The sequence below is a fragment of the Streptomyces sp. ISL-96 genome, from assembly GCF_018614035.1.
Taxonomy (GTDB): domain Bacteria; phylum Actinomycetota; class Actinomycetes; order Streptomycetales; family Streptomycetaceae; genus Streptomyces.
The window spans coordinates 282,129-307,995 of sequence record NZ_JAGGPA010000011.1; the positions used below are offsets into that span (position 1 = coordinate 282,129).

Annotated in this window: 24 protein-coding genes; 7 read left to right on the plus strand and 17 right to left on the minus strand. The window is 70.1% G+C overall.

Translation table 11 applies throughout. The annotated features are described in order from the left end of the window. Window positions 1-18: 18 nt before the first annotated feature. From fabD to J7E96_RS08565, 13 genes are all read right to left on the minus strand, one after another. Window positions 19-978 (minus strand): ACP S-malonyltransferase, encoded by a 960-nt coding sequence (fabD, locus tag J7E96_RS08505; RefSeq protein WP_215129076.1) that lies wholly within the window; start codon window positions 976-978, stop codon window positions 19-21. Between the two features lie 53 nt (window positions 979-1,031). Beyond that, window positions 1,032-1,781, minus strand: coding sequence for a 4'-phosphopantetheinyl transferase superfamily protein (locus J7E96_RS08510; RefSeq protein WP_251069555.1), 750 nt, complete (start codon window positions 1,779-1,781; stop codon window positions 1,032-1,034). Between the two features lie 74 nt (window positions 1,782-1,855). After that, window positions 1,856-2,233 carry an acyl carrier protein gene (locus J7E96_RS08515; protein ID WP_215129080.1) on the minus strand — a complete coding sequence of 126 codons (378 nt, stop codon included), beginning with the start codon at window positions 2,231-2,233 and terminating at the stop codon, window positions 1,856-1,858. Further along, window positions 2,230-3,696, minus strand: a complete 1,467-nt coding sequence (locus tag J7E96_RS08520) for an MFS transporter (RefSeq protein WP_215129082.1) — start codon at window positions 3,694-3,696, stop codon at window positions 2,230-2,232. Before J7E96_RS08520 ends, J7E96_RS08515 begins: the two co-directional genes overlap by 4 nt. A 134-nt stretch (window positions 3,697-3,830) precedes the next feature. Continuing rightward, window positions 3,831-6,098 carry an SDR family oxidoreductase gene (locus J7E96_RS08525; RefSeq protein ID WP_308295876.1) on the minus strand — a complete coding sequence of 756 codons (2,268 nt, stop codon included), beginning with the start codon at window positions 6,096-6,098 and terminating at the stop codon, window positions 3,831-3,833. 96 nt (window positions 6,099-6,194) lie between these two features. Further along, the gene (locus J7E96_RS08530; protein ID WP_215129084.1) at window positions 6,195-7,142 is read right to left on the minus strand and encodes an aromatase/cyclase; all 948 of its coding nucleotides are present in this window, start codon (window positions 7,140-7,142) and stop codon (window positions 6,195-6,197) included. Between the two features lie 64 nt (window positions 7,143-7,206). Further along, the gene (fabG, locus tag J7E96_RS08535; RefSeq protein WP_215129086.1) at window positions 7,207-7,992 is read right to left on the minus strand and encodes a 3-oxoacyl-ACP reductase FabG; all 786 of its coding nucleotides are present in this window, start codon (window positions 7,990-7,992) and stop codon (window positions 7,207-7,209) included. Between the two features lie 110 nt (window positions 7,993-8,102). Next, window positions 8,103-8,375, minus strand: coding sequence for an acyl carrier protein (locus J7E96_RS08540; protein WP_215129088.1), 273 nt, complete (start codon window positions 8,373-8,375; stop codon window positions 8,103-8,105). 145 nt (window positions 8,376-8,520) lie between these two features. After that, window positions 8,521-9,738: a ketosynthase chain-length factor gene (locus J7E96_RS08545; RefSeq protein WP_215129090.1), complete on the minus strand. Its 1,218-nt coding sequence runs from the start codon at window positions 9,736-9,738 to the stop codon at window positions 8,521-8,523. After that, complete coding sequence (locus tag J7E96_RS08550) at window positions 9,735-11,003, minus strand: beta-ketoacyl-[acyl-carrier-protein] synthase family protein (RefSeq protein ID WP_215129092.1); 1,269 nt, start codon at window positions 11,001-11,003, stop codon at window positions 9,735-9,737. Before J7E96_RS08550 ends, J7E96_RS08545 begins: the two co-directional genes overlap by 4 nt. A 37-nt stretch (window positions 11,004-11,040) precedes the next feature. Further along, window positions 11,041-11,370, minus strand: a complete 330-nt coding sequence (locus J7E96_RS08555) for a TcmI family type II polyketide cyclase (protein ID WP_215129094.1) — start codon at window positions 11,368-11,370, stop codon at window positions 11,041-11,043. A gap of 37 nt (window positions 11,371-11,407) precedes the next feature. Then, a complete protein-coding gene (locus J7E96_RS08560; protein ID WP_215129096.1) occupies window positions 11,408-12,067 on the minus strand; it encodes a TetR/AcrR family transcriptional regulator in 660 nt (219 codons plus the stop codon). 50 nt (window positions 12,068-12,117) lie between these two features. After that, window positions 12,118-13,593 carry an FAD-dependent monooxygenase gene (locus tag J7E96_RS08565; protein WP_215129098.1) on the minus strand — a complete coding sequence of 492 codons (1,476 nt, stop codon included), beginning with the start codon at window positions 13,591-13,593 and terminating at the stop codon, window positions 12,118-12,120. A 430-nt stretch (window positions 13,594-14,023) separates the two neighbouring features. Here J7E96_RS08565 and J7E96_RS08570 point away from each other — a divergent pair, with 430 nt between their 5' ends. The 3 genes from J7E96_RS08570 (at window position 14,024) to J7E96_RS08580 (ending at window position 15,947) form a co-directional block, all read left to right on the plus strand. Beyond that, window positions 14,024-14,902 (plus strand): hypothetical protein, encoded by an 879-nt coding sequence (locus tag J7E96_RS08570; protein WP_215129277.1) that lies wholly within the window; start codon window positions 14,024-14,026, stop codon window positions 14,900-14,902. A 36-nt stretch (window positions 14,903-14,938) separates the two neighbouring features. Continuing rightward, complete coding sequence (locus J7E96_RS08575; RefSeq protein ID WP_215129100.1) at window positions 14,939-15,109, plus strand: hypothetical protein; 171 nt, start codon at window positions 14,939-14,941, stop codon at window positions 15,107-15,109. Window positions 15,110-15,533: 424 nt separating this feature from the next. Further along, window positions 15,534-15,947 (plus strand): hypothetical protein, encoded by a 414-nt coding sequence (locus J7E96_RS08580; RefSeq protein ID WP_215129102.1) that lies wholly within the window; start codon window positions 15,534-15,536, stop codon window positions 15,945-15,947. 14 nt (window positions 15,948-15,961) lie between these two features. Here the strand turns inward: J7E96_RS08580 and J7E96_RS08585 are convergent, their stop codons facing one another. Beyond that, window positions 15,962-17,674 (minus strand): biotin carboxylase N-terminal domain-containing protein, encoded by a 1,713-nt coding sequence (locus J7E96_RS08585; RefSeq protein ID WP_215129104.1) that lies wholly within the window; start codon window positions 17,672-17,674, stop codon window positions 15,962-15,964. A gap of 242 nt (window positions 17,675-17,916) precedes the next feature. Continuing rightward, window positions 17,917-18,702 carry a response regulator transcription factor gene (locus J7E96_RS08590; RefSeq protein ID WP_215129105.1) on the minus strand — a complete coding sequence of 262 codons (786 nt, stop codon included), beginning with the start codon at window positions 18,700-18,702 and terminating at the stop codon, window positions 17,917-17,919. A gap of 341 nt (window positions 18,703-19,043) precedes the next feature. Between J7E96_RS08590 and J7E96_RS08595 the strand changes: the two genes are divergently transcribed. The 3 genes from J7E96_RS08595 to J7E96_RS08605 all read left to right on the plus strand — a co-directional run bounded on the left by J7E96_RS08595 (window position 19,044) and on the right by J7E96_RS08605 (window position 21,087). Then, a complete protein-coding gene (locus J7E96_RS08595; protein WP_215129107.1) occupies window positions 19,044-19,733 on the plus strand; it encodes a ScbR family autoregulator-binding transcription factor in 690 nt (229 codons plus the stop codon). Between the two features lie 412 nt (window positions 19,734-20,145). After that, window positions 20,146-20,553, plus strand: a complete 408-nt coding sequence (locus J7E96_RS08600; RefSeq protein WP_215129109.1) for a hypothetical protein — start codon at window positions 20,146-20,148, stop codon at window positions 20,551-20,553. 201 nt (window positions 20,554-20,754) lie between these two features. Next, entirely contained in the window at window positions 20,755-21,087 is a 333-nt protein-coding gene (locus tag J7E96_RS08605; RefSeq protein WP_215129111.1) for a sensor histidine kinase, read from the plus strand. A gap of 119 nt (window positions 21,088-21,206) precedes the next feature. On the opposite strand, the gene J7E96_RS08610 is transcribed toward J7E96_RS08605, so the two are convergent. Both J7E96_RS08610 and J7E96_RS08615 read right to left on the minus strand, forming a co-directional pair. Continuing rightward, window positions 21,207-22,439, minus strand: coding sequence for a cytochrome P450 (locus J7E96_RS08610; RefSeq protein ID WP_215129113.1), 1,233 nt, complete (start codon window positions 22,437-22,439; stop codon window positions 21,207-21,209). A gap of 108 nt (window positions 22,440-22,547) precedes the next feature. Beyond that, a complete protein-coding gene (locus J7E96_RS08615; RefSeq protein WP_215129115.1) occupies window positions 22,548-23,228 on the minus strand; it encodes a ScbR family autoregulator-binding transcription factor in 681 nt (226 codons plus the stop codon). 415 nt (window positions 23,229-23,643) lie between these two features. Between J7E96_RS08615 and J7E96_RS08620 the strand changes: the two genes are divergently transcribed. Beyond that, the gene (locus J7E96_RS08620; RefSeq protein ID WP_215129117.1) at window positions 23,644-25,587 is read left to right on the plus strand and encodes an acyl-CoA dehydrogenase; all 1,944 of its coding nucleotides are present in this window, start codon (window positions 23,644-23,646) and stop codon (window positions 25,585-25,587) included. The last annotated feature ends 280 nt before the right edge of the window (window positions 25,588-25,867 follow it).

A 25,867-nucleotide genomic window follows, 5' to 3' on the forward strand; every position in this document is an offset into this window, starting at 1 on the left:
CTCTCCGTGGGTCGATGGTCAGACGGCGCTGTCTGCGGCGGCGAAGGCACCGGTGGTCAGGGTGAGTTGGCGGGCACTGCTGGTCGCGTGGACGCGTGCGTGCGGTGCGATGCGCCGGACCAGGCCGCCGAGTACCAGACCGGGCCCGGTCTCGATGAACCGGTCCACGCCCCTCGCGGCGAGCACCTCGATGGCTTCGGTCCAGCGCACCGGGCTGGTGAGCTGGCTGCGAAGGGCGGCGATCGCGTCGGCGGCGGTGGGTACCGGGGCTCCGGTGACGCTGGAGACCAGCGGGATGACCGGGTCCCGGAATTCGGTGGTGATCAGCGCCTCGGTGAACTCCGCCTCGATGCCGCGCAGCAGACTGGAGTGGAAGGGGGCGCCGGCGTTCAGCTGCGCCACCCGGGTGGCGCCGGCCGCGCGTGCCGCTCGCGTCAGCCGGGTCACGGCCTGGGCTTCGCCCGAAACCACCGTCTGGCCGGGGCCGTTGTCAGCGGTGATCTCGACGGTGCGACCGGTGGCCGCGGCGGCTTCGGCGCACAGGCGCGCCACTGCCGGGCCCTCGAGGCCGAGCACCGCGGCGGTGGCGCCCGGCACCTGGTCGTTGACCGTGGCGACCAGCTCACCACGCAGCCGTACCAGGCGCAGCGCGTCCGTCCATTCCAGTACGCCTGCGGCGACCAGCGCCGCGTACTCACCGAGGCTGTGTCCCGCGACCGCGTCGGGCTCGATACCCTGCCCGCGCAGCACGTCCAGGGTGAGCAGACTGGTGAGCAGGACGGCCGGCTGCGAGATGGCGGGGTCGTCCAGGTCCCGGCCGGGACCATGCCAGCACAGTCTCGACAGGGGTATGCCGAGGACGTCGTCGGCGGTGCGGTAGTAGCTCTCCACCAGATCGGGCCGCTGGGCGAGCAGGTGCCTGCCCATGCCCACTCGCTGTGAGCCCTGCCCGGGGAAGACGAATGCGGTGCGGTTCATCCTGTCACGTCCTTGTCATCGGTCAGCAGGGGTCGCGGAGCGGCCGGTACGCCTCAGCAGGCGAGTGCCGGCAGGGCCGGCCCGGGTACGTCCGCTGGGCCGCCGGTGGGGCGGGTGCACAGCCAGTCCCCGTTCAGCCAGCGGATGTTGACCGAGCGGGGAGCCGGCCCCCGGACCGCGGCCGCGGCGGAGTGTGTGGCGGTGCAGGGGATGTCGAGTACGGTCCAGCCGGGTGGGTGGAGCCGGTCGTCGGCGCCGAGGTAGTCCTGCGCGGGGGGACGGCTCAGCCCGGTGCCAATCCCTTTGAGGAAGGCCTCCTTGCGGGTCCAGATCTGGCCGAAGCGAGACTTCAGTTCCTGCGCCGGGGTGTCCGCCAGCTCGCGTTGTTCGCCCGGGTGCAGGGCCTTGCCGCAGATCTCGACGCTCTCCTGGCGCGGCAGTCTCTCCACATCTACCCCGACCGGGGTTGCCGCCACGCCCACCAGGGCGATGCCGCCGCTGTGCGAGAGGGAGAAGTGCAGGGGCGGCCGGGCCGGCGTGGGTGCCACCGCCGGCCGGCCGTGTGGCCCGCCGCAACCCGGGCAGGGCTCGCGGACGAACCGGATGTCCTGGGGCATGGTGTCGGTGTAGCGGCTGAGCAGCCTGCGCAGGGCGACATGGGCGGTGGCGTACAGCAGCCCGTCCGCCGGGCGGATGAACGATGCGGCCCGGCGCCGCTCCGCCTCGTCGAGCTGCGATGTGTCGAGCGCCGCTGCGTCTGTCGCGTCGAGGCGGTGCATCAGCCACAGGTCGACCCGGTCCATGGAGACGGTGAACTTCTCGCTTTGCGGAGCGGGTTGGTGTGAAGGCGGGCCGGGCACCAGTCTGTGCGCCCCCGTCATGCCATGACCCCGGAGCCGCTGCGGCGGGAGGTGCGGGCCTGTGCGAGCTGGCCTGCCAGGCAGTCGACGAGTTCGGCGGCGCTGTTGGCCAGCAGCAGCATCTGCAGGTTCAGTTCGACCTGAAGGGCGGCCTCCATCCGGTACTGGAGCTCTAGGCCGGCAATCGAGCCGATGCCCAGGCTGTTCATCGGCCGGCCCGTGGTGTCCACGCTCTGCGGTGCGATACCCAGGACCCGGCCGAGCTCCTGGCGTACGTAGGTGTCGAGCATGCTGCTGCGCTCGCTGTGATCGGCCGCGGCCAGCGCGGCGCGATCGGGCACGCTCACTTCGGCGGCGGACGGGCACGTCCGGGCGGCTTGTGGCGTCGCTGTCATGGTCTGTCCTGAGGTCGGTGACGTGAGTGAGGCGTGGCTCTGGCCGAGCGAGCGGGGTGAGCGGCTGTGTCCGCCACCCGCCGCGACCGCAGGCCGCGCAGTGCTATGGCCAGGCCGGCGAGTCCGACGGCCGTGATCAGGGCGAGTACCGGCCCGCGGCCCGCCGGGTACAGCGCGGCGCAGAGCACGGTCATGAGTGCCGCCGCCAGTTGGACGGCGCTCTGGTAGAGGCCGCCGGCCATCGCCTGCTGCGCGGCGGGAACCGATCCGGTGGCCTGCACATGGAAGGCGGTGAAGGCGAGGACGAACGCGGCGCCGACGAGCAGCAGGGTGGGCAGGACGTCGGTGGCGTAGTGGACGGGGTCGTCGTGGCGCGGGTAGAGCGCGTAGCCGAGGGGTGCGGCGGCGGCTCCTGCGGCGATCAGGCGGGCCGGCCCGAACCGGGTGACGATCCGCCCGGAGTGCAGTGCGGTCAGGGCCAGTGGTACGGCGGCCGGCAGGAAAGCGAGGCCGGTCTGCAGGGGGCTGAAGCCCGCCTGCTGCTGCAGGTCCAGGGTGCTCACCACAAGCAGTCCCAGATAGGAGCCGTTGAGGGCGCCGGCGCCGAGGGCGGAGCGTACCAGCGGCTCGTGGGTGAGCAGTGCCAGGTTCAGCAGGGGGTGTGCGGCGGTGAGTTCGACGCGTACGAAGACCACCGCCAGCAGCAGCGCGAGCGTGAAGGCGCCGATGGTGTGCGGGTGGTTCCAGCCGGCGGCCGGCCCGGAGGCGATCGCGTACACCAGGAGCAGCATCGCCCCGGTGAGGCTGAGGGCGCCTGCGGCGTCGTAGTGCCGCGGGGTCTTGGGGTCGGGCCTGTCGCGGGGGATCAGCCGCAGTCCGGCGGCGAAGAGGAGCAGTGCGACCGGCGTCGGGAAGGCGAAGGTCCAGCGCCAGCTCACCTCGGTGAGTGCCCCGGACAGGAGCAGTCCCAGCGAGAAGCCGCTGGCGCCGAAGAGCGAGTAGACGGAGAGGGCCCGGCTGCGCGCCGGGCCTTCGGGGAAGGTGGACGCGATGATGGCGAGCCCGGTGGGCGCGGTCAGTGCGGCGCAGAAGCCTTTCACGAAACGGGTGGCCACAAGCAGCGTCGCGCTGTCCGCGAGTGCGCTGACGAGGGACGCGGCGGCGAACACGAGCAGGGCGGTCAGATAGACCGGTCGGCGGCCCAGCAGTGCCACGACGCGGCCGCCGAAGAGGAGCAGGGCGCCGAAGCCGACGGCGAATCCGGAGACGACCCATTGCAGTTGGGCTGTGGGCAGGCCCAGGTCGTCGCCGATGGCGGGCAGTGCCACCAGGGCCACGGACACCTCGAGGGCGTCGATGAGCATGTTTCCGGCGAGTACGAACAGCAGGCCCCACAGGGCGGGGCTCCACCGTCCGTCGGCGTCGGCCGGCGCGGTGGCCCGGGGTGTCCTCGAACGTGTCATGGTCCCGTTCCGCCGTAGGGGTTGGGTGAGTGGCTTTGGTCAAAAGGGGTGGGCCGGCCGCGGAAGGGATCCGCGGCCGGCCCGGCCGGCGCGGCGGGGGATTTGCGCGCCGGCGGTCTGTGGGGCCGGGCGGGTCAGCCGAGCAGCGTGCCGCCCGTGGCGTCGACGAAGGAGCCGGTGATCCAGCGGGCTTCGTCGGTGGCGAGGAAGGCCACCACGTCGGCGATGTCCTCCGGCTCGCCGACGCGGTTGAAGGCGGACATCTGTGCCATCTGTTCCACGACTTCGGGGATGGTGAAGACGGGGTTGTCGTTGCGGGTGATGCCCGGTGCGACGGAGTTGATGGTGATGTTGCGGGGGCCGAGGTACTTCGCGAAGTGCAGGGCGAGCTGGTCGACGGCGCCCTTGGTCATCGCGTAGGCGATCTCGTCGGGGTTCGCGAAGCGGGTCAGGCCGGAGGTGATGTTGATGATGCGGCCGCCGTCGGGCATGTTCTTCAGGGCCCGCTGGATGAGGAAGAACGGCGCCTTGGCGTTGACGGCGAACAGCTCGTCGAACTTCTCCGGCGTGGTGTCCTCGGGTTTGACTCCGCCCATCACTCCGGCGTTGTTGACCAGGATGTTCAGGTCGGTGCCGCCGGTGCGCTCCCGCAGGCCGCTCTCCAGCCCGAGGAACAGTTCGTGTACGTCGCCGGGGACGCCGAGTTCGGCGCGGACGGTGAAGGCCCGGCCGCCGTCCTTCTCGATGGAGGCGACGACGTCGTCGGCCGCGTCCTTGCGCGAGGTGTAGTGGACGGCGACCAGCGCGCCCTCCTCTGCGAGGCGTACGGCGGCCGCGCGGCCCATGCCCCGGCTCGAGCCCGTGACGAGCGCGGTCTTGCCCGTGAGCCTGCCCATATCTGTTCTCCACTTCTTCGCCGTTGCTGTGTCCGGCGACTTGGTCGCTGCCGAAGTCGCCGGGGTCTTGTGGGACCCGGCGGATACCGGATCCCCGGGGGCCTGCCGGGACGTGGCCGGGCGTGCGGGTGCCGGTGCGCCGAACCAGCGGTTCAGTGCCTGTTCGAGGTCCGCTCCCCCGGTGCCGGCCCAGGCGATGTAGCCGTCGGGGCGCACCAGGAGGGCGTCGGCGCCCGCCACGGCGCCGGGTTGCGAGGTGGCGGTCACCGTGTGCACCGGGCCGGCCCAGCGGGCGGCGGCGGTGCGCATCTCTTGCTGCCTGGTGTGGTCGCCGGCAAGCAGGAGCAGGGCGCCGCGCCCGGAGCGCAGGATCTCGGTGCTGGTGAGCGGTCCGTCCTCGGTGGTGAGCCGCCAGTGCGGCATGCGCAGGCCGAGCAGGGGGTGGTCGCCCGCTGCCATGTCGTAGCGGATGTCCAGGCCGGAGATCTTCGCGGCCAGGTGGGCCCGTACGTTCTCGCTCTGTTCGGCCAGTTCGGCGAAGACCTGGCGCACCGCGTCGACCTTTTGTGATCCGAGGAGCAGCAGCGCCTGGGTCCTGATGTTGCTCAGGACCTCCTGGCCGACAGCGTGCCGTTCGCTGTGATAGGTGTCGAGCAGGCCGTCCGGGCCTTGCCCGGTCACCTGCGCGGCGAGCTTCCAGCCGAGGTTGGCGGCGTCCTGCAGGCCGAGGTTGAGGGCCTGGCCGCCGATCGGCATCTGCTGGTGTGCCGCGTCGCCTGCCAGAAAGAGCCGGTGGTCGCGGTAGGTGGCCGCCTGGCGGGAGGCGTCACCGAAGGAGTTCACCCACAGCGGTGTGCCGCCGCTGATGTCCTCGCCGGTGACGCGCTTGTAGGTGTCGGCGATGTCCGCGAACTGTGGCTGCGTACCGCGTGGCCCGGCACCGAACTCGTGCACCATCACCCGGGTCACTCCGTCGGGACGCCGGGCGGCGATGGCCAGCCCTTGGTCGAGCCGCTCGAAGCGGCGATTTTGGATGTCGATGCCCGCCACGTCGGCGCGCAGCAGTTCGCGTTGTGCGTCGGCGCCGGGGAAGTCGAAGCCTCCCAGGCGGCGCACGGCGCTGTTCTCGCCGTCGCAGCCGACGATGTACGTGGCCCGGAAGAACGCCGTTGTTCCCCCGGCCGTGCGCACTTGGGCTTCGGCGTGGTCCTCGCTCACGGTCAGGGCGGTCACTTCGTGACCGCGCCTGATGTCCGCGCCGAGGTCTTTCGCCCACTGTCCGAGCAGTTCCTCGATGCGGGTCTGCGGAACCTTCCACTGGCCCGGGTAGGGGGTGGGGAGGGTGAGGTCGAGCGGGATCCCCCCGAAGTGGCCCTTCGGGTCGTTGGGTATCTCACCGAGCGGTGCGAGCAGGCCGCGGCTGTCGAGGATCTCCATGGTGCGGGCGTGCAGGGTGGAGGCGCGCGACTCGGTGGTCGGCGCGGTGAGCTGCTCGAGGACCACCACGTCCGCGCCGGCGAGCCGCAGCTCGCCCGCGAGGAAGAGCCCGACCGGGCCCGCCCCGAACGATCACCTGGGTTTCGGTGCAGTCCCCGGCCATGGTCATGCCGCCTTGCGCTCGGCGTAGTCCTTGGCGTGGCCCAGGGTGGCGCGGCTGTTGGTGCTCAGCGCGCTCTGGACGTAGTTCCTGGCGTCGTCGACGCTCGCGTCCGCACCGAGGATCCTGGTGATGTTCTCGGTGTTGATGGTCACGGTGTGCTGGGACGAGGCGGCTACGCCCTGGTCGTTGGGGGCGAACGTCCAGTAGCCGGTGTGCAGGGTCATCAGCGCCGGCAGTGTCACCTGCTTGTAGGCGATCTTGTCGTGCGGGAAGGTCACCCGGTACGACTTGGTGGTGTGCACCGAGCCGTCCTTGGCGCGGGTGTCCATCTCGAGTTCCTGCAGGCCCGGGGACGGCTCCGTGAAGCGGACGGTGGCGACGTGCGGCAGCCGCTGGGGCCACTGGTCCGCCTCGTTGATGAAGTCGAAGACGTCCTTGGCGGAGCCGTTGATCTGGACGGTGTCCTCGAAGGAGAACGTCAGGTCCTCGGCCGCGTGGGCCGCCTCGACGTTGTTCTTCAGCGCGGCGAGCTCCGAGCGTGAGTTGCGGTCGACGGCCTCGTCGATCCACGCGAGGCTCTGGGGGTCGTCGTCGATGGCCCGGTAGTCGTGCAGGAGCCGGATGCGGGACTCGCTCGCGGAGAGGGCCTCGATGATCCAGGTGCCGCCCATCGAGGCGATCGGGGGCGCGGAGATCTCCTGGCGGAAGGTGATCCGCAAGCGCTCCGGGTCCAGGGTTCGGCGCGACGTCCAGTTCTTGGCCTCGCCGTTGGCGGTGGCCCAGATGCGGATGCGCTCCTCGCCCTCGCCCTGCTCCACGTGGTCGACGTGGATGGTCGGCGGGAAGATCCGGGGCCAGTTGTGCACCTCGGCGATCAGCCGGTAGACGGCGGCGGCCGGGGCCGAGACCGTGATCTCGTGCTCCACCTCGCGCAGGGCGGGCTGCGACATACTCATGCTCCTCGGTTCGGGATTCGGATACGCGTCGGGCGGTCGGCCCGATCGGGCGGTCGGCTCAGAAGTTGCCGAGGCCGCCACAGACGTTGAGCGCCTGCGAGGTGATGGAGGCGGCGGTGTCGGAGGCCAGATAGCCCACCAGGCCCGCGACTTCCTCGGGCGTCGAGTAGCGGCCCAGCGGGATCTTCGACTGGAACTTCTCCAGGATGGCCTCCTCGGTGGCGTCGTACGCGGCCGCGTAGCCCTGACGGACGCGCTGTGCCATGGGCGTCTCGACGTAGCCGGGGCAGACCGCGTTCACGGTGATGCCGGTCGGGGCCAGTTCGTTGCCGAGGGCCTTGGTGAAGCCGACGACGCCGTGCTTGGAGGCCGAGTAGGGGGCGCCGAGCACGACGCCCTGCTTTCCCGCGGTGGAGGCGATGTTGATGATGCGGCCGCGGTCCTTGTCGCGCATGCCGCCGGTGGTGAGCACCTCGCGGGTCAGGCGGAAAACGCTGTTGAGGTTGGTGTCGATGACGTCGTTCCACAGTTCGTCGTCGATGTCCGCGGTGACGCCGCCACCGCTGCGGCCGGCGTTGTTGACCAGCACGTCCACGGTGGCGAAACGGTCGACGGCGGCAGTTACGAAGGAACGGGCGTCAGCGGTGGAGCGGACGTCCAGGGTGGTGCCGTCGACGTCCAGGCCCTCGCTCTGCAGCTGCTTGACGGTCTCGGCGACGTTGTCGGCGTTGCGCGCGCCGATGAACACCCGGTGGTGGTGGGTGGCCAGGAGGCGGGCGACGGCGAGCCCGATTCCACTGGTGGCGCCGGTGACGAGGGCGACCCGCTTGTCCTGCTGCGACATGGCTTTTTTCTCCAAAGGAAAGGGGGGCTCGATGGCTTGGGCACCCGCCGCGCCGGGCTGCGGCGCGGCGGTGCCACAAAAAAAGGGGGGCACAGGGGCCCGGCCGGGCGCTACGCGGCGGACGCGAGCTCCCCGAGGTAGGCGTTGATCGCCACTACGAGGGTTCTGGGGGTGCGGTTGTCGGTGAATATCTCGTCGTCGAGGGAGATGCCGTACTCCCGCTCGATGAGGCCGCCGGTCTCCAGGAGCGCGAGGGACTCGTAGCCCAGCTCCTCGAAGTCGGCGTCGAGGATGTCGCCGTCGAGGTCGACGCCCTCCTCGGCGCCGGCGCCCTCCAGCAGAATGCGCTTGAGGTCCTCGATGGTGAATTCCTGCTTCGACATGGGGGTCCCTTCATACGTTGCCGCACCTGGTGCACGGGCTCGGGGTCGGGTAGAGCACCCACCGCCTCCGTGGGGGAAGGAGAGCGGGGGCGGTGAAGCACCCGCCGCCTCCGTGGGGGGAGGGCGGCGGGTACTGGCTGGGGGGCTAGTCGACGGCGCGGATGACCACGGCGGAGTTGAAGCCGCCGTAGCCCCGGGCGAGGACCAGCGTGGTACGCACCGAGGCGGTGCGCGGCTGGCCGGTCACCAGGTCGATGTCGTAGTCGGGCGAGAGCACCACGTTGGTGGTCGGCGGAATCAGGCCTTCGCGGATCGCCAGGACCGCGGAGACGACATCGACCGGAGCCGCGCCGGAGTAGAGGCGGCCGATCATCGTCTTGGGCGCGGTGACGGGGACCTTGGCGGGGCCGAACACCGCGGTGATGGCGTCGGCTTCCTCGCGGTCGAGCCGCGGGGTGCCGGCCGCGTCGGCGAAGACCACGTCGACCTGGCCCGCCTCGACGCCGGCGTCGGCGAGGGCCACCTCGATGGCGCGGCGCAGCCCCGGCTCACGGCCGCTGCCGGGCTTCGGGTCGAAGGTCGCCCCGTAGCCGGCGACCTCGCCGTAGACGTTTTCGGCGTCGCGCTCCAGGGCCGTCTGCTGGTTCTCGAGGATGAGCAACGCGCCGCCCTCGCCCGGCACATAGCCGTCGGCCGCCGCGTCGAAGGGCAGATAGGCGCGCTCCGGCTGGTCGCTGGTGGACAGCCGGCCGCCGGCGATCTGCGCGACCCAGCCCCACGGGCAGATCGACGCGTCGAAGCCGCCGGAGAAGATCAGTTTGCTGCCCTTGCGGATCTGGCGGCGCGCCTGGGCGATGGCGTCGAGACCGCCCGCGTGGTCACTGACGACGACTCCGCTGGGACCGCGCATGCCGTTGCGGATGGAGATCTGGCCGCTGTTGACGGCGTAGAACCAGGCGAAGGACTGGTAGGCGCTGACGTACCGGCTGCCCTGGCTCCACAGCTTCTGCAGTTCGTTCTGGCCGAATTCGAAGCCGCCTGACGTCGATGCGGTGACGACGCCCATGTCGAACTCGGGAATGTCGCCCGGTTTGACGCCCGCGTCCTCGAAGGCGCAGTCCGCGGCGACCAGGGCGAGCCGGGTCATCCGGTCGGTCTGCGGGATCAGCCTGCTGGGCAGGTGGTCCGCCGCCTCGAAGCCCCGTATCTCACCGGCCAGTTGCGAGGGGTAGGACGAGGCGTCGAAGCGGGTGATCTTGTCGATGGCGTTCTTGCCGACCCGGGTCGCGGCCCAGAAGTCGTCCACGCCGAGCCCGTTGGGGGTGGCGACGCCGATACCGGTGATGATTGTCTTGGTGTTCACGCCGGGCTCCTGTCGGGACGGGCCAGCACCATCGCGCTCTGGAAACCGCCGAAGCCGCTGCCGACCGTCAGGACCGCGTCGGTGCGGTGATCGCGCGCGGTGAGCGGGACGTAGTCGAGGTCGCACTCCGGGTCGGGGGTGTGCAGGTTCGCGGTGGGCGGCACCACGTGGTTCTCCATCGCCAGTACGGACGCGGCGATCTCGATCGAGCCGATCGCGCCGAGTGAGTGACCCACCATCGACTTGATGGAGCTCACCGGTGTGCGGTACGCGTGCTCGCCGAGGCTCAGCTTGAACGCGGCGGTCTCGTGCCGGTCGTTCTGCTTGGTGCCGGAGCCGTGGGCGTTGATGTAGTCGATCTGGTCCGGGTTCATGCGCGCCTCGGCGAGGGCCACGTCGATGGCCTCCGACATCTCCCGGCCGTCGGGACGCAGGCCCGTCATGTGGAAGGCGTTGCAGCGCGAGGCATAGCCGGCGATCTCGGCGTAGATGTGCGCTCCGCGCTTCTTGGCGCTTTCGAGTTCTTCGAGGACGAAGACGGCGCTGCCCTCGCCGAGGACGAAGCCGTTGCGGGTGCTGTCGAAGGGCCGCGAGGCGTGCTCGGGGTCGTCGTTGCGGGGCGTGGTGGCCTTGATCGCGTCGAAGCACGCCATCGTGATCGGTGAGATCGGGGCGTCCGTCGCGCCGGTGATCATGACGTCGGCGGTGCCCTCACGGATCAGCTCGACGGCGTGGCCGACCGAGTCGAGACCGGAGGTACAGCCGGTGGAGACCACGGTGGCCGGGCCCTCGGCGCCCACGGCCCAGGCCACTTCGGCGGCGAACGAGCTCGGCACGAAGTGGTTGTACAGGTGCTGCGGCGCATAGGTGTGGTCGACCAGGTCGAGCCGGCCGTCGTTGCTGACCACGCGGTACTCGTCGTCGAGCCCGGTGGTCGCGCCGACCGCGCTGCCGATGGTGACACCGGTGCGGTGCGGGTCGAACCCGGCGAGGTCGATCCCGGAGTCGGCGAGCGCCTCCCGTGCGGTGACCACGCCGAACTGGGCGGCGCGGTCCATGCGGCGGATGTCCTGCGGAGTCAGCCCGTGTGCGGCGGGGTCGAAGTCGGCCTCGGCCGCGACCCTGGAGCGGAAGGAGGAGGGGTCGAAGAAAGTGATCCCGCGGGTCGCTGTGCGTCCCTCGCTCAGCAGACTCCAGAAGTTCTTGGCGCCGATACCGCCCGGCGCGAGCACTCCCAGCCCTGTGATGACTACCCGGCGGCCCATCAGTGGTGGCCTCCTGTCGTGTTGGCGTCGAACGGCATCACTGAGCGGCCGTCCAGTTGTAGAAGCGGGTGGCCATGGCATCGGCCGGGGACCGCCAGGTCGCCGGGTCGTAGGCCTCGATGTACGGCTTGAGGTCCTGGCTGATCCGGACGAACCGCGGGTCGGTCTTGGCGTCCTCGATCAGCTCGCCGCCGTTGTCGCCGTCGAAGTCCTGCAGGTGGAAGTACAGGCCCTGGTACGAGAACAGCTGGCGGCGCCGGGTACCCATGCGGTGCGGCATCTCGCTCTGGTCGAACTCGCCGAAGAGCTTGGCGACCTCGACACTGGACTGCACGTCCATCCGGGCCACGATCAGGGTGCTGTGCATGTCTTCTCTCTTCCGTGGGTGGGCGGCTGTTCGTGGTTCAGCGGACGGATGCGGGGGCGAACAGGCGGACGAAGTCCGCCACCCCGTCGGCGATCAGCGCGTCGGTCTCGAAGTTGGCGAGCGGGAGCGCGCCGTGGAACGACCGCTGCACGATCTGGCCTGCGACCAGCTGGATGAAGCGTCCGGCGGCGTGGTCGGTGTCGGCGATGTCGAGGAGTCCTTCATCGGCGATACGCCCCAGCCGGCGGGCCAGTTCACGCTGGGCCTGGCGGGGTCCCGCGGTCTGCCACATCTCCAGCACTCCGGCCGGCAGCCGGGTGACCTCGCCGCCGAGGTGCCGCACGATGGCGAAGTGCTCGGGGAAGGCGGTCAGCGGCGTCAGCCAGGCGCGGCCCAGGGCGGTGAGGTCCTGCTCCAGGTCGGTGACCTGGCTCAGGTGGTTCTCGGCGACGACCGTCAGTGCGGCGGCGACGGAGGCGGCGCTGTCCAGCAGGACGGAGAGCAGCAGCTGCTCCTTGTCCTTGAAGTAGTGCTCGACCATGGCCTGTTCGACGCCGGCCTCGGCGGCGATGGCCTCGATGGTGGTGTGCGTCCAGCCTTCACGGGCGAAGACGGTGCGCGCCGCCCGTACGACGGCCCGGCGCTCCTGCGCCGGACCGGCCTGGACCCGTGCGATGGTTGCCTGCGGCGTAGCCATTGGGTGTTCCTCCCTTTGAGGTGCTGGTCTGATCGGATGCGCGGCGGTGCTCAGGCGGCCGGCGGTTTGCCGAACCAGCGCTCGATGGCCATCGGCAGGTCGTGGTGGCTGCCGGGGGCGGCCCAGGCGACGTAGCCGTCGGGGCGGATCAGCAGGGCCGTGGTGCCTTGGAGTTCGCCGGGCGCACAGCCTGCGCGCGGGGTGGCGGTGACGATGTCGATACGGTCGGACCAGGCCGCGGCACGTGCGCGAAGGCGGGGATTGTCGGCGAGGTCGAGCAGCACACCGCGAGCGGGGTGCAGCAGTTCGGTGCTGGAGGTCGTGCGCCCGGGGCCGGTCAGCTCCAGATGGGGCATGCGCTTGCCGAGCAGCGGGTGGCTGCCGGTGCCGACGTCGTAGGTGATCTCCAGGCCGCTGACCATGGCGGCGAGGTGTCTGGCGACGTCTTCGTACGTGATGAGCTCGCGCAGTACGTCGCGCAGCGGCTGCACTTCGGGTCCGCTGAGGAACAGCAGGCCCTGGGCCTGGGTGTTCATCAGGAGCCGTTTGCCGACCGCGTGCCGCTCGCTGTGGTAGGTGTCCAGGAGGTCCGGCGAGGCGGTGGCGTTGACCACGGCGCCGAGTTTCCAGCCGAGGTTGACCGCGTCCTGGATGCTGGTGTTCATGCCCTGCCCGCCGGCGGGCAGGTGGATGTGCGCGGAGTCGCCGGCCAGGATGACGCGGCCGCGACGGTATTCGGTGACCTGGCGGGTCGCGTCGCCGAAGGCACTGACCCAGACGGGCTCGGCGTGCGAAATGTCCTCTCCGGTCAGCCGCTTCCAGGCGTCGGCGACCTCGTCGAAGGGCGGCGGGCTCTCGCGCCGCTGCGGCGGGGTGCCGCGCTCGCAGACGATGATGCGGGTGATGCCGCCGGGCAGCGGGCCGACCATGACCATGCCGCCGGGCAGCGTCTCGCCGATCATGCGCGGCGCGAGCTCGATGCCCTTGATGTCGGCGAGGTACATCTCCATCGTGGCGGGGGTGCCGGGGAAGTCGAAGCCGGCGGCCTTGCGCACCATGCTGCGTCCGCCGTCGCAGCCCACCAGGTAGGCGGCGCGCAGCGTGTGTTCGCCCTGGGGGCCGCGGACCTCGACCGTGACACCGTCGCCGTCGTCTCTCAGCGAGAGCACCTCGTGGCCGCGCCGGATATCGGCGCCGAGGCTGGCGGCCCACTGCTCGAGGTGCGTCTCGGTGACGGACTGCGGGACGGTCTTGGCCGCCTGCAGGGCGCCTTCGAGAACGCCGAAGTCAATCGGCAGACCGCCGAAGTGCCCCTGGTTGCTGGTCTCGACCTCGCCGAATCGCGGCAGGATGCCCCGCTGGTCGAAGACCTCCATGGTGCGGGCGGTGAAGCCGAGCCCGCGGGACTCCCCGGTGCGCTTCTCGAGGCGCTCCAGGACGACGACATCGACTCCCGCGAGCCGCAGTTCGCCCGCCAGCATCATTCCGGCGGGGCCCGCGCCCACGACAATCACTGCTGCGTCCATGTACCTCTCCTTGGCCATCTCGGGGATTCCTTCAAGGGTTGGCGTATTCGCACTTCCCGGTCGTACGAATACGTGAGCACTCGCGGCTCAAGACAGAACAGCGGAAGCTAGTAATGAGCTTCTTCGCTCCGGAAAGGAATGACAAGGGCCTGCTGTTCAGGTCTCCGTGATGTTCCGTCACGCAGCTACATGACGGGAACCTGCTGGTCAGAGGAGTTACAGAGGCATGCAAACTCCGCCCGTCAAAGGCGGGGCGCGTCAGCTCTTTCGCGGCATGCGAGAGAACATTGAAATGCATGTCAGAGATTCCACAGAATACGCTCCGGTGCTTGTCCCGTACTGAATACAGGAATTACGTTGCCAGTGCTGCAGACAATGATGAGCGGGGGCTACGGTGATCCACAAAACGGTCCGTACGGCTAGAGGGACCATGGCGTGCGCGGGCGCGGGATGCCGGCGCCGTCAGTCCGCCGGGCAGGCCGGGCGTCTGGCCGTCACCGGAACGCGGCTGTGCCCGGTCTGCCGGGAGCGCCTGGTTCAGGAGCTCGGGAGGCTGCCGGCCCTGTACGAGGAGTGCGCGCGGCGCCTGGACGGCAGCTCGGACCGTGCGCGGGAGAAGACCTCCGGTGGTGCGCTGCCGGGCATGCCCCTGAACACCGCCGCGCTGGAGGTGCGTTCAGCGATGGTCTCGGTGCTCGCCTCCTGGTCCACCGTGGTCGCCGAACAGCGCCGCGTGCGTGGTCCGCGGCGCACGGTGGCGCTGCTCACCGAGTTCCTGCTGCGGCATGCCGACTGGCTCACCTGCCATGAGGCGGCGGGCGATCTGTCCCTGGAGGTCGCCCGGCTGGCGCGCGGCGCATGGCGGGTGATCGACCCGGGCCTGCAGCGCCGGGTGGCCATCGGCGAGTGCGTGGAGGACGACTGCTCCGGCGCCCTGACCGCCGTGGTCCGCCCGGACCGTCCGGCGGTGCCGGCCGAGATCACCTGTGACGCCTGCCCGGAGCACCACTGGTTCGGCCACCAGTGGCTGCAGTTGAGCCGCCGGCTCAGCGCTCGCAGGGCCTTGGCCGCGGGCGGCGAGGACGCGGGCGGGACACCGGCCGACGGGCACGAAACGGCCGAGCCCGAGGCGCAGCCGGTGACCTGGTTCGCCGCGGCCGATGTCGCCCGGCTGTGGAGCATTCCGTCGGGCACGGTCTACCGCCACGCCAGTCAGCAGAACTGGCGCCGCCGCAGCACGCGGGGCCGCACCTACTACCACCACGCCGACGTCCTGCAGACGCTCAGCGCCCTGCGCCGCCCGGCCTGACGCCGCCCCTGCCCCTGGTCACCAGCGAAACGAGCGGTGCTTCGTGCGACCGCTGATCGTCGTGTACGGCCTCGCGGCCGCGCCGGGAAGTGGCTGCAGCGCGAGGCTCCGCAGGCGGCAGGCGTCGACGCGCTGCGTCACGACCGGGTGGAGTCGGTGGCGGAGTGGGATGCAGCCGTCGCCCACACCGGGCTGCCCGCGGTCTGAAGATGGCAGGGATGCGCGGCTTGGTGAGCGGCTCGCGGATGGCGGTGTGCACCGGCGGGTCGCCGGCGGCCGTCATCGTGCCGGCCGCGAAGTCGGTGCCGCCGAGCACGGACAGCAGGTGCTGCGGTTCGGGGTGAAGCGGTGTGGTCGCGCAGGACGTCGTTGACGTCGTGGTACTTGGTGATGACCGGCCGCAAGGACCGGCCGTCGGGCAGCTCCTGGCGGTGGACGGGCGCGCGGGCGCGGCTCGTGCAGATGGGGTGCGGAGGGGGCCGGGCAGCCGGCGGCTGCGCCGGCTGCCGGCTTGTCCTCGGCCACTTGGGCCGGTTCGGCGATCGTGGGGTTGTGGTAGAAGGCCACGGGCCGGCACGGACACCTCGTAGGCGGTGGCCGGCCGGGCGGTGATCCCGGTGGCCGTCGGGAAGTGCCCGCCGGGCTCGAAGGAGTCGTCGTCGACACCCACTTCACCGAAGCCCGACGGGTCGGCCCACAGCTCGACGAGCGGGGTCTCGACGCCGGGTGGCGGGGCGCGGTGTTCGCTGCTCGCATCGTCAGCGATGCGGCCCGTGCCGCGTCTGCCGGCACGGCGGCGGCCGGGCTCGGTGCACCGCCCGCCGGGGGCCACGGTCGCGATCGTCGTACCGCCATACCGCCATACCGCCATACCGTCGTGCAGGGTGTGGCCGCCTCGGGTGCCCGGCCGGAAGTCCATGGGCGTGTCGAGCGGCGGCACAGCCGGCAGGGTGACGGCGGGAGGGCCCTGGAGGTGAGCGGCGGCCGTGCCCGCGAACGTCCCGACGCGCAGCCTGCGTTGGCGACGGCCTGCGGGCCGTTGTAGCGGCGGGTGTTGGTTCAGTCCTTGATCTCGCAGATCGCGGCGCCACAAGTGAGCGAGGCGCCCACGGCCGCGCTCAGGTCCTTGATGGTGCCGGCCTTGTGCGCGTTGAGGGGTTGTTCCATCTTCATTGCTTCGAGGACGACGACCTTGACGATGGTGCCCTGCATCGGGGAGGCGAGGGTGTCGCCGGAGGCGGCGGGGCCGGAGTTCTTGGCGGCCCGGCGCTTGGGCTTGGCGCCGGCGGCCATGGCGGTGCGGGCCGGTGTCATGCCCAGCGAGGAGGGCAGGCAGACCTCCAGGCGCTTGCCGCCGACCTCGACGACGATCGTCTCGCGGCCCGTCTCGTCCTTGGCGTCCGTGTCCGGCACGGTCGAGAAGGGCTTGATCTCGTTGACGAATTCCGTCTCGATCCAACGGGTGTGGACACGGAACGGGTCGGCGGTGAACGCCGGGTCGGTGACGACGGCCCGGTGGAAGGGGATGGCGGTGGCCATGCCCTGCACCGTGAACTCGCCCAGCGCACGCGCCGCGCGCTGCAGGGCCTGCTCACGGCTGGCGCCGGTGACGATCAGCTTGGCGAGCAGGGAGTCCCAGGCCGGGCCGATGACGCTGCCCGTCTCGACGCCCGCGTCCAGCCGGACACCGGGACCCGACGGCGGGGTGAAGAGCGTGACGGTGCCGGGCGCGGGCAGAAAGCCGCGGCCCGGGTCCTCGCCGTTGATACGGAACTCGAAGCTGTGGCCGCGCACTTGCGGATCGCCGTAGCCGAGTTCCTCGCCGTCGGCGATGCGGAACATCTCGCGGACCAGGTCGATGCCGGTGACCTCTTCGGTGACCGGGTGCTCCACCTGCAGTCGGGTGTTGACCTCCAGAAAGGAGATGGTGCCGTCGGTGGCGACCAGGAACTCCACCGTGCCGGCGCCGACATAGCCGGCTTCCTTCAAGATGGCCTTGGAGGCGGCGTACAGCTGGTGGTTCTGCTCCTCGGTCAGGAACGGCGCCGGGGCTTCCTCGACCAGCTTCTGGTGGCGGCGCTGCAGCGAGCAGTCCCGGGTGGAGACCACCACCACATTGCCGTGGCTGTCGGCCAGGCACTGGGTCTCGACGTGGCGGGGCTTGTCCAGGTAGCGCTCCACGAAGCACTCGCCCCGGCCGAACGCCGCGACGGCCTCACGGACGGCCGAGTCGTACAGCTGCGGCACCTCTTGCAGGGTGCGGGCCACCTTCAGGCCACGCCCGCCACCGCCGAAGGCGGCCTTGATCGCGATGGGCAGGCCGTGTTTTTCGGCAAACGCCACCACCTCGTGCGAACCGGTCACCGGATCCGGGGTGCCGGCGACCAGCGGGGCACCGGCGCGCTGTGCGATATGGCGGGCGGCGACCTTGTCCCCCAGATCACGGATGGCCTGCGGCGGCGGACCGATCCAGGTCAGCCCCGCGTCCAGCACCGCCTGGGCGAACTCGGCGTTCTCCGACAGGAAGCCGTACCCCGGGTGGATGGCATCCGCACCCGAATCCTTCGCCGCGGCCAGCACTTTGGAGATGTCCAGATAGGACGTCGCCGGTGTGTCACCGCCCAGGGCGAATGCCTCGTCCGCGGCACGCACATGCGAAGCGCCCCGGTCCGGGTCGGCGTAGACGGCTACGCTCGCGATCCCGGCATCCCGGCAGGCCCGGGCAACACGGACAGCGATTTCGCCTCGGTTGGCGATGAGCACCTTGCGCACGATTGGCTCCCTCCTGCGGACAGTTCCGGACAGTCCGGATACCTTCGCTCACCCTCACCGCAGCGCGCTTCAGGGATCAACGCCCTTGAGTACAGACCTTGGTCAACTCCCGTGCCGCGCCTGACCGGCGGGCCGGCCGGGCCGACGGGAGCGACGACGGCGAGGCGAGCCGGTCGCCTGGGAGCAGTCGAGGTTCGACGGCGAGCGGCACGACCGGCGCCCTGGCCGCCGGCGGCGAACGCTCAGGGATGGCCGAGCCGGAAGCCGACCCCTCGTACGGTGATGACCCAGCTGCTGGCCCCCAGCTTGCTGCGCAGGCTGCTGACATGCGTATCGATGGTGCGTCCCGGCCGCGACCAGGAGTCGTCCCAGACCTGGGTCATCAACTGCTTGCGGGAGACGACCGTTTCGGGCTGGGAGGCGAGCAGGTGCAGCAGGTCGAACTCCTTGCGCGTCACCTCGACGGACCGGCCGTCGAGGCGGATCTCACGTGTGCCGGCGTCGATCCTCAGCGGACCGCGCAGGATGATCTGCTCCAGGGGCTGCGGCGGCCTGACCCTGCGCATGATCGCTTCCATCCGGGCCATCAGTTCACGAAAGCCGTAGGGCTTGACCATGTAGTCATCCGCGCCGGCCTGCAGGCCCAGCACCCGGTCGAGTTCGGAGTCCCGTGCGGTGACGGCGATGACCGGGGTTTCGCAGGTGGCCCGGATACTGCGGCAGACCTCGAGACCGTCCAGGTCGGGCAGATCGAGGTCGAGCAGGATCAGGTCCGCGCTCCGGTGCACCTGCAGCGCCTTGGCGCCGGTCGCGGCACTTTCCGCCCGGTAACCGTGCCGGCGCAGGCCGAGCACCAGGGAGTCGGCGGCCCGGGTCTCGTTCTCCACCACGAGGATCCGCAGCGCCTCCCGACGGGGACGGGCGGCCGGTTCCGCCACCGGTACGTAAGAGACCTGCCCCACCAGGGACTCCGAGTCGCGGTGTCGTGGTATCCGCGGTGCCAGCAGGTCCGTCAGCTGCCCATCCATCGTGTCTCCCCCATGTCCGCGCACCCTGCGCATCCAAGCTAGACGTTCGATGCGAGATTACAAACCGCACTGGCGGTTTGTCAAAGACCTGTGCCTCACCTGGGGTTTTCCATGAACCTCACCCGGACCACGGTCTGGATTGAGCCAGTTGACCGCATCCCCCTGGGCGCCCGTGCGGCCCTCCATGCCAACATGGCCCTCGCCCGGCCGGCCCCGCGTTCTGCGAAGCGGAATAATCGATACTCGGCCATTCGGGAATACCGGACCCAACGCTGGAAATTAAACCGGCATGCTGGTTTGATGTATCCGCTGGTCAACACGTTCGCAACGGGAGCCAACTAGTGAGCAAACAGGAGCGGGCCGCCCGTACCCGCAACGCTCTGATCCACTCGGCAGCCGAGCTGTTCGAGCGGCACGGCTATGTCAAAGCCAGTCTGGACGAGATCAGTTCGGGCGCCGGGGTGAGCCGCGGCGCGCTGCACTTCCACTTCGCGAACAAGGCCGCCGTGGCCGACGCCGTCGAGACGGCCGCCGCCCGCTCTTTGCGCCGGGCGGCGGACGATGCCGGGCTGGCGCACGTGAACGCCTTGCAGGCGCTGGTGGACCTCTCGCACGCACTGGCACACCTGCTGCACCGGGAGGTGGTGGTGCGCGCCGGATTCCAGCTCAACTGCGACACAGGGCTGCACACCGACCTCAGCCTCCGCCGGCAGTGGCAGCGGTGCGTGCAGGGACTGGTGGCACAGGCCGCGCGCGAGAAGGCGCTCGCGAGGGGGGTGTCACAGGAGCGGTTCGTCGCCACTGTGGTGGCCGCGACCACCGGATTCGAAGTGCTGAACAGAGGCGACAGGAACTGGCTGTCCCACTATTCGCTCACCGGTTTCTGGCAGCTGCTGCTGCCGGCGGTGGCCGCCCAGCGGGCACTGGGCGAGCTCAATCCGAGGGGTACGGACCCGGCATACGACAGCCCGCCCGGTATGCCGGGTATTCCGGGGCAGTTCACGCCCACCACAGAGGCCCGGTCTCACTGACGCCCTTGGGCGCCAATCACGCGCGTCCGCGCAGACGCGCGCCCCGTGGGGGCTGAAGCTGCCGGCTGCCTGCCGCCAGTGCCACGGGAGTTCAAGCCCTCCCCCACGAGGCTCCGGCACACCCGGTCGCACGGTGTTCGCGGACCGGCCCGGTGAGTGCGGACCAGCACGTCGGCCTTGATCGCGACGGAGAGGACCACCGCGGCCGGCGACGAGGCTTCGATGCCGAAACCCGGCCAAATGGTTCAAGTCAAGGGTGACTTGTCCCCAGGCCGGCCGGCCTGCGAGGCGCGGATCCATAGAGCCGTGGGCCGTTGAAGCTCGGCAAACAGGCACACCGGTTTGGTACTTTCCGTACCCGCCCGCCTTCAGCCTCAGTCCGCGGAGACCTCCGTCGGCATACCCGAACGAGGTGCGCCGGGGATTTACGGCCGCTCTGCAGCGCTGGAGCGCCGTGGTCTCCCCGCCACAGCACGCGGACGAAGAGGAGTGGCCCCACGGTGTGCTGCCCCATGGGGCCGGTGCGATCCTTCGCCTCTTCGAGCACCGGCTGCACCCGGCACTGGAGTTCGACCGTGAACTGGAACTGGACACATTCGCGGTACGCACAGCGCTGGGCGCCTGCGCTCGCCGGATCCTCGATGACGGCGGGGTGAAGGCCGGCGGAGCAGCCGCCGAACCTGCGCCCCACGGCCCTGGCTTGCCGGCCCTGAGCCCGGAACTGACCTCTGCGACGGGCAGTCTGCTGATCGAGTGCGCGCTGCTCCACGTCCTGGCGGGCACGCGTCCACGCAGGCCGTTGCCCGCGCGATCGCGCTGATGCCGCTGCCGGGACCTGCTTGCGTTCAGCGCTTGGTCACGCGCGCGACCTGGTCACCGGCCTGCGCGAGGAGAGCGTGGTGCCACCGCTGCGGGAAGCGGTCGAATCCTTCACCGCGCAGGCGCGCCCGACTCGGTCCGAGTCACCTTCCGCGCCACCGGCGCCGAGCGTCTGGTGCCCGATTCCTCGCGGCGTCAGCTCTTGCCCGCCGTACGTGAATGCCTGCGCAACTGCTTCGAGCACGCGGCGGCCGGCCGGATCACGGTGACCAGCCGCGTCACACGCCGCTGGGCCCATGTCCGGGTGAAGGACAACGGCATCGGCTTGAACATGCATGAGGGCAACGGACTTCGCTGTGTGTCAGAGCGCATCGCGGAGATCGGCGGGCGCATCACGGTCGACAGCGTGCCCGGAGAGGGAAGCAGCATCGACGTCCATCTGCCGCTCCATGTACGGCCCAGGATGCGCGACGCCGGCCTTCTCCAGCGCCCGGGTAAAGCCTGTCGAGGCCGAAGCCGCACGGGGACGGCATGACGTAGTGGGCAGCCGGTGCGCCTGGTGCGCTCTGGCTACCCACTACTGGAACATCCCGGAACCGCACGTCACAGACGCAATCGCGGGTCTTTGAGGTGCGAGAGCGCAGGGTGCGTGACTCAGGCGGGCCGGAGCACGACCGGAAGGGTGTCGTAACTGTTGATCACAAAGGTCGGGCTCGGGCGGAGTTCCTCGGGAGAGCACGCCAGCGCCATGTCGGGGTAACGTTCGAACAGCGCCTCGAAGACGGCGGTCGCCTCCATCTGGGTCAGGCTGACTCCCAGGCAGCGGTGTACGCCGTGGCCGAATCCCAGAGTGTCCTGATCACGCCGCAGCACGTCGAAGGCTGCCGCGTTCGCGCCGTACCGCTTGGGGTCCAGACCGGCCGCCGCGAAGGACACGACGATGGGGTCGCCCTTCTTTATGAGGACGCCGTCCAGATCGATGTCCTCCACCGCGAAACGCATGGGCGCAAACGCCCCGGGCGAGTGGACGCGCATGGTCTCCGCGATCACATCGTCCCAGCCGGCCCGGCCGGCGCGCAGGTGCTCCAACTGCTCAGGGTCCGACAGGAGCGCACCCGCCGCGTTGACGATCAGCGCTGAAGTCGTGTCCTGGCCTGCCGCGATCATCAGGTACAGGGTGCCCAGGAGCTCCTGCTCGGTGAGTTGCTCGTCGTTGTCGCGTGCCGCGATCAGCGAGGAGGTCAGATCGTCCCCCGGCTCGGCCCGCTTTACGGCCACGTGGTGGGCAAGAAGCCCGAAGGCCTCCATACGCGCCCGCTCCATCTCCTCGGCCGGCACGGTGGTGTCGAACACCGTGTGCAGGGCGGCCGACAGCGCCTGCATGCTGCCGTCACGGGCGACGCCGAACAGTTCACAGATCACCCGGAAGGGCAGCTGGTCGGCGAAGGCCTTGCGCAGGTCCACCACCTGGCCGGGCGGCACCGAGTCGAGCGCATCGAGCTGCTCGGCGGCGATCTCGCCGATGCGCGGCCGCAGGGCTTCCAGGCGGCGGGGGGTGAATGCTCCCGCGACCAGCCTGCGCAGCCTCGAGTGGCTCTTGCCGTAGGAGAACATCATGTTCTCGTTGGCCACCCAGGGGTACAGCGGCCACGTTTCGGTTATCTCTCCGTCGATGAAACTCGGCCAGTGCAGCCTGGCGTCCCTGGAAACCCGCGGGTCGATCAGCAGGCGCTCCACGTATTCCTGACGGACGACCCCCCAGGCGATCACTCCGCCCGGCAACTCCACCTGGACCGCGTGGCCTTGCTCGCGCAGCAGGGCGCCCTCCGCGGCAAGGTCACGCCCGGTGATGTCTAGGGTGTACGGGCAGGCAGTAACACTTTTCATCAGTTGCGCTCCGTTTCGACTGTCCATGACACGTGCGCCCCGGGGGCGCACGTGTACACAGAAGGGGACGTGTGTCCCCTCCCCCTCAGCTGATGGATCGGTCGCCTCCTACGCGGGCACGAGCTCCTCCTGCTCGCGACGGCGTTCCATCACGGCCTGGTACACCCGCTGCGCCCTGTCCGCGGAGAAGTCGATCCGCACGAGCACGCCCGGAACCATGATGGAAGTCAGCAGGTAGCGCTGCATCTCCAGCACACGCTCAACGATGTCGGCGTGGTCCGTCATGATCTTCGAGAGCACTTGGGCGCCGGTGAACGATGCGACGAAGGCCTTGGAGGCCGCGCTCACCTCGACGTGCGGCAGGAGCTCTCCGGCCGCCTTCGCCCTCGCCAGGAGGTCGTCGTTGAAGTCGAGCCAGGACTGCATCGGAAGCCGGCGGTCCAGGCCGTTGCGCGGAGCTCCCTGCTCCACGGTGAGCCGTACGCTGCCTCGCACAAGCGGTTCTCGCCTGCTGAGCATGCACGCCAGCAGGAGCGCCCCGTCCAGCCCCTGCTGCATGATCAGCTCCTGCTCCGGGGCGGGAGGCATGGTCGTGAGCTGATTGCCCAGCACGTGCTGGGCCAGGTCTTCCTTGGACGTGAAGTGGAAATAGAGCGCCCCCTTGGTGACCTGGGCTCTCTTCAGGATCTCTGAGATGGTCGTGGCGTCGTAACCGAACTCATCGAATACCTCTGCAGCCGCGAGAAGGATCTTCTTCCGCGTCTGGATGGCCCGCTCCTGGCGTGCCATACGCAACCTCCCCAGCAAAGCAAACCGAAAGGTTCGTATGCTACCACTGTGACTCCAGGTCACCACATGACGGACCAGCCGGTGAAGCGTGCTACGCAGAGTTGAGTGCACCCTCCGGGCCCGCCAGAAACGACCGTAGCGGCAACAATAAAACCGGCTGCCCGGTTTTTCAAGGCTTCCGGGGTGCGGAGATCCGGCCACTTCCGGGCGCACGGTCCAGGCCATGAGTCCATGTCACCTCCCCCGCGCGCCGCCATCGGCCGGGATCGGAGGTCATCCGCTCCTGACGTCGGGTTCTCTCCATCGGGCGGCACGACTTCGCGAAGTGCCTTGAAAACAAAACCGGTTGGTACGTATCTTGTGGGCCTGAGCTTCCCGAGCTGCCGGGAAACTCACCTACGGGGGGAAGAATTCCATGACTGTGCTGACGTTTGTCGAGGAAAGACCTGCCGGCGACGCGACGGCTGCCCGCACCGCGACCTGCCACAGACAGGCGCCGCCTCAGGCTGGTGACCGGACCACCGGCGAACTCAGCTATCTGCTGTTCGACGGGCAGGAGCGGGACGAGATCCACACCGGCTGGCGCACGCTCATCGCCAGTGAGCCGTTCCGTCCCCGCCACGGCTTGACGCCGGACGAGCGCACGGTGCTGTCGTACGAGCGGCTGCGGCTGGTCAACGACACAGCCGCCGACCCGCTGGCGCTCGCGTACGACCCCCACCGGCTCGCGAGCCTGCACGAGTGGACCGGGGTGGTCGACAGCGGGCTGACGACACTGACCGGCATCCACTACAACTTGTTCCTCGGCAGCCTGCTCGACCATGACGGGTACCAGCGGGACCTGGCCGCCTTTACCTCGCTCAACCGCATCGGAACGTTCCTGTGCACGGAGCTGGAGCACGGCAACGACGCCGCCGCGCTGGAGACGACCGCCGAGTTCGACCGCGAGTCCGGCGGGTTCATCCTGCACACCCCCACTGCGGGGGCGGCGAAGTTCATGCCGAACACCAGCGTCACCGGTGGACCGAAGGCCGCTCTGGTGGCGGCACGGCTGGTGTCCGACGGCCAGGACCAGGGGGTGTTCCTCTTCCTGACCCCGCTCAGCGACGAGGTCGGCATCCTGCCCGGGATCACCGTGCGCGAACTGCCTCAGCGCATGGGCAGCCCGGTCGACCACTGTCTGACCACCTTCGACCGGGTGTGGCTGCCGCAGGCCGCCATGCTCCAGTCCGAGCACGGGAGACTGGACGACAAGGGCGCTCTGCGCAGCACCCTCGGCAACCGCCGCAAGCGGTTCCTGCGCTCCATCAGCAGGGTCACGGCAGGAAAGCTGTGCATGAGCGCCGCGGCCGTCGGTGTCTCACGCACCGCCCTGACACTGGCCGTGCGGCACGCCCACTTCCGGCACATCAGCGGACCTCGCACCGGCCAGTGGGCACCGCTGGTCGCCCACCGCAGCCACCACGGCCGGCTGCTGCAGGCGATGGCCACGGCCTACGCCATGACATTCCTGCACCGCACCGTCGTCTCCCGCTGGGCCGAGCACCAGGAGGCCGACCGGAGCGAAACCGAGCGTCTGGTGGCGATCGCCAAGAGCTGGAGCACCTGGCAGGCACGCGACATCATCATCGAATGCAGGGAACGGTGCGGGGCCCAGGGCCTGTTCACCCCCAACCGTCTGGCCGAACTCATGGCAGACATCGAGGGCACCATCACCGCCGAGGGCGACAACCTCGTGATCTGCCTGAAGGCCGCAGCCGAGATGATCTTCAACCATGAGGTGGACCTGCCCCCCACCGGCGCACTGCCCATGAGCGAACGCACCCTGAGCGATCCGGCGTTCCTGCAGGAACTGCTCGGCGAAGTCGAGGCGATCTGGCAGACCCGCGCCCGCCTCGCCCTGCGCCAGGGAAAGAAGGGCGATCCGACAGCACGGTGGAACGCGACCTCCGCCCCCGCCCTGGAAATAGTCTTCGCGCATGCCGAGCGGCAGGCCGCCCAGGCCCTGCTCACCGCCGCCGGCCTCGCCACCGACCCACTGGCCAGGTTCCTGCTCGACCGGCTGGGCCGTCTGTTCCTGCTCAAGCAGCTCAGCAAGCACACCGGGGACCTGCTCGCCGAGGAACGCATGACGGCCGACCATGTCCGCGCGCTGCCGCAGGCTGTCGAGACGGCCATCGCCGAACTCGCACCACACCTCATGACACTCGTCGAAGCCTTCGACATCCCGGAAGAAGCGCTCAGCGCCTACCCCCTCGCCCGCGGGGCGTACGTCGGCGACGACCTCACCACACCGGCGCACACCGCTGCCACCCGCACCGCCCGCCGTTTCGACACAGCGCCCCAAACTCCCGCGTAGGCCACGGCAAAAAGCCGCCCCCGCCCGCCCCGCCCGGCCTTGTGGCCCCGGTGTGCGGAGCTGGGGCGGCCGGCCGGCCGGGGCCACGGCCCGCCGCCAGCTGTCGCCCCGGCCCGGCCGCCGCCCACACGCACCTGCCGCCGCCTCACCCCTGGGCCGGCCCCCCGGCCCGGCCGCCCGGCTCGCGCACCTGCCGGCGGCGGCCGGTGCGCCCACGCCGTCGTACACGGCACACGCGGTCATACCGCCGCCCCGGCAGGGGCAGGGGCCCGGCAGGGGC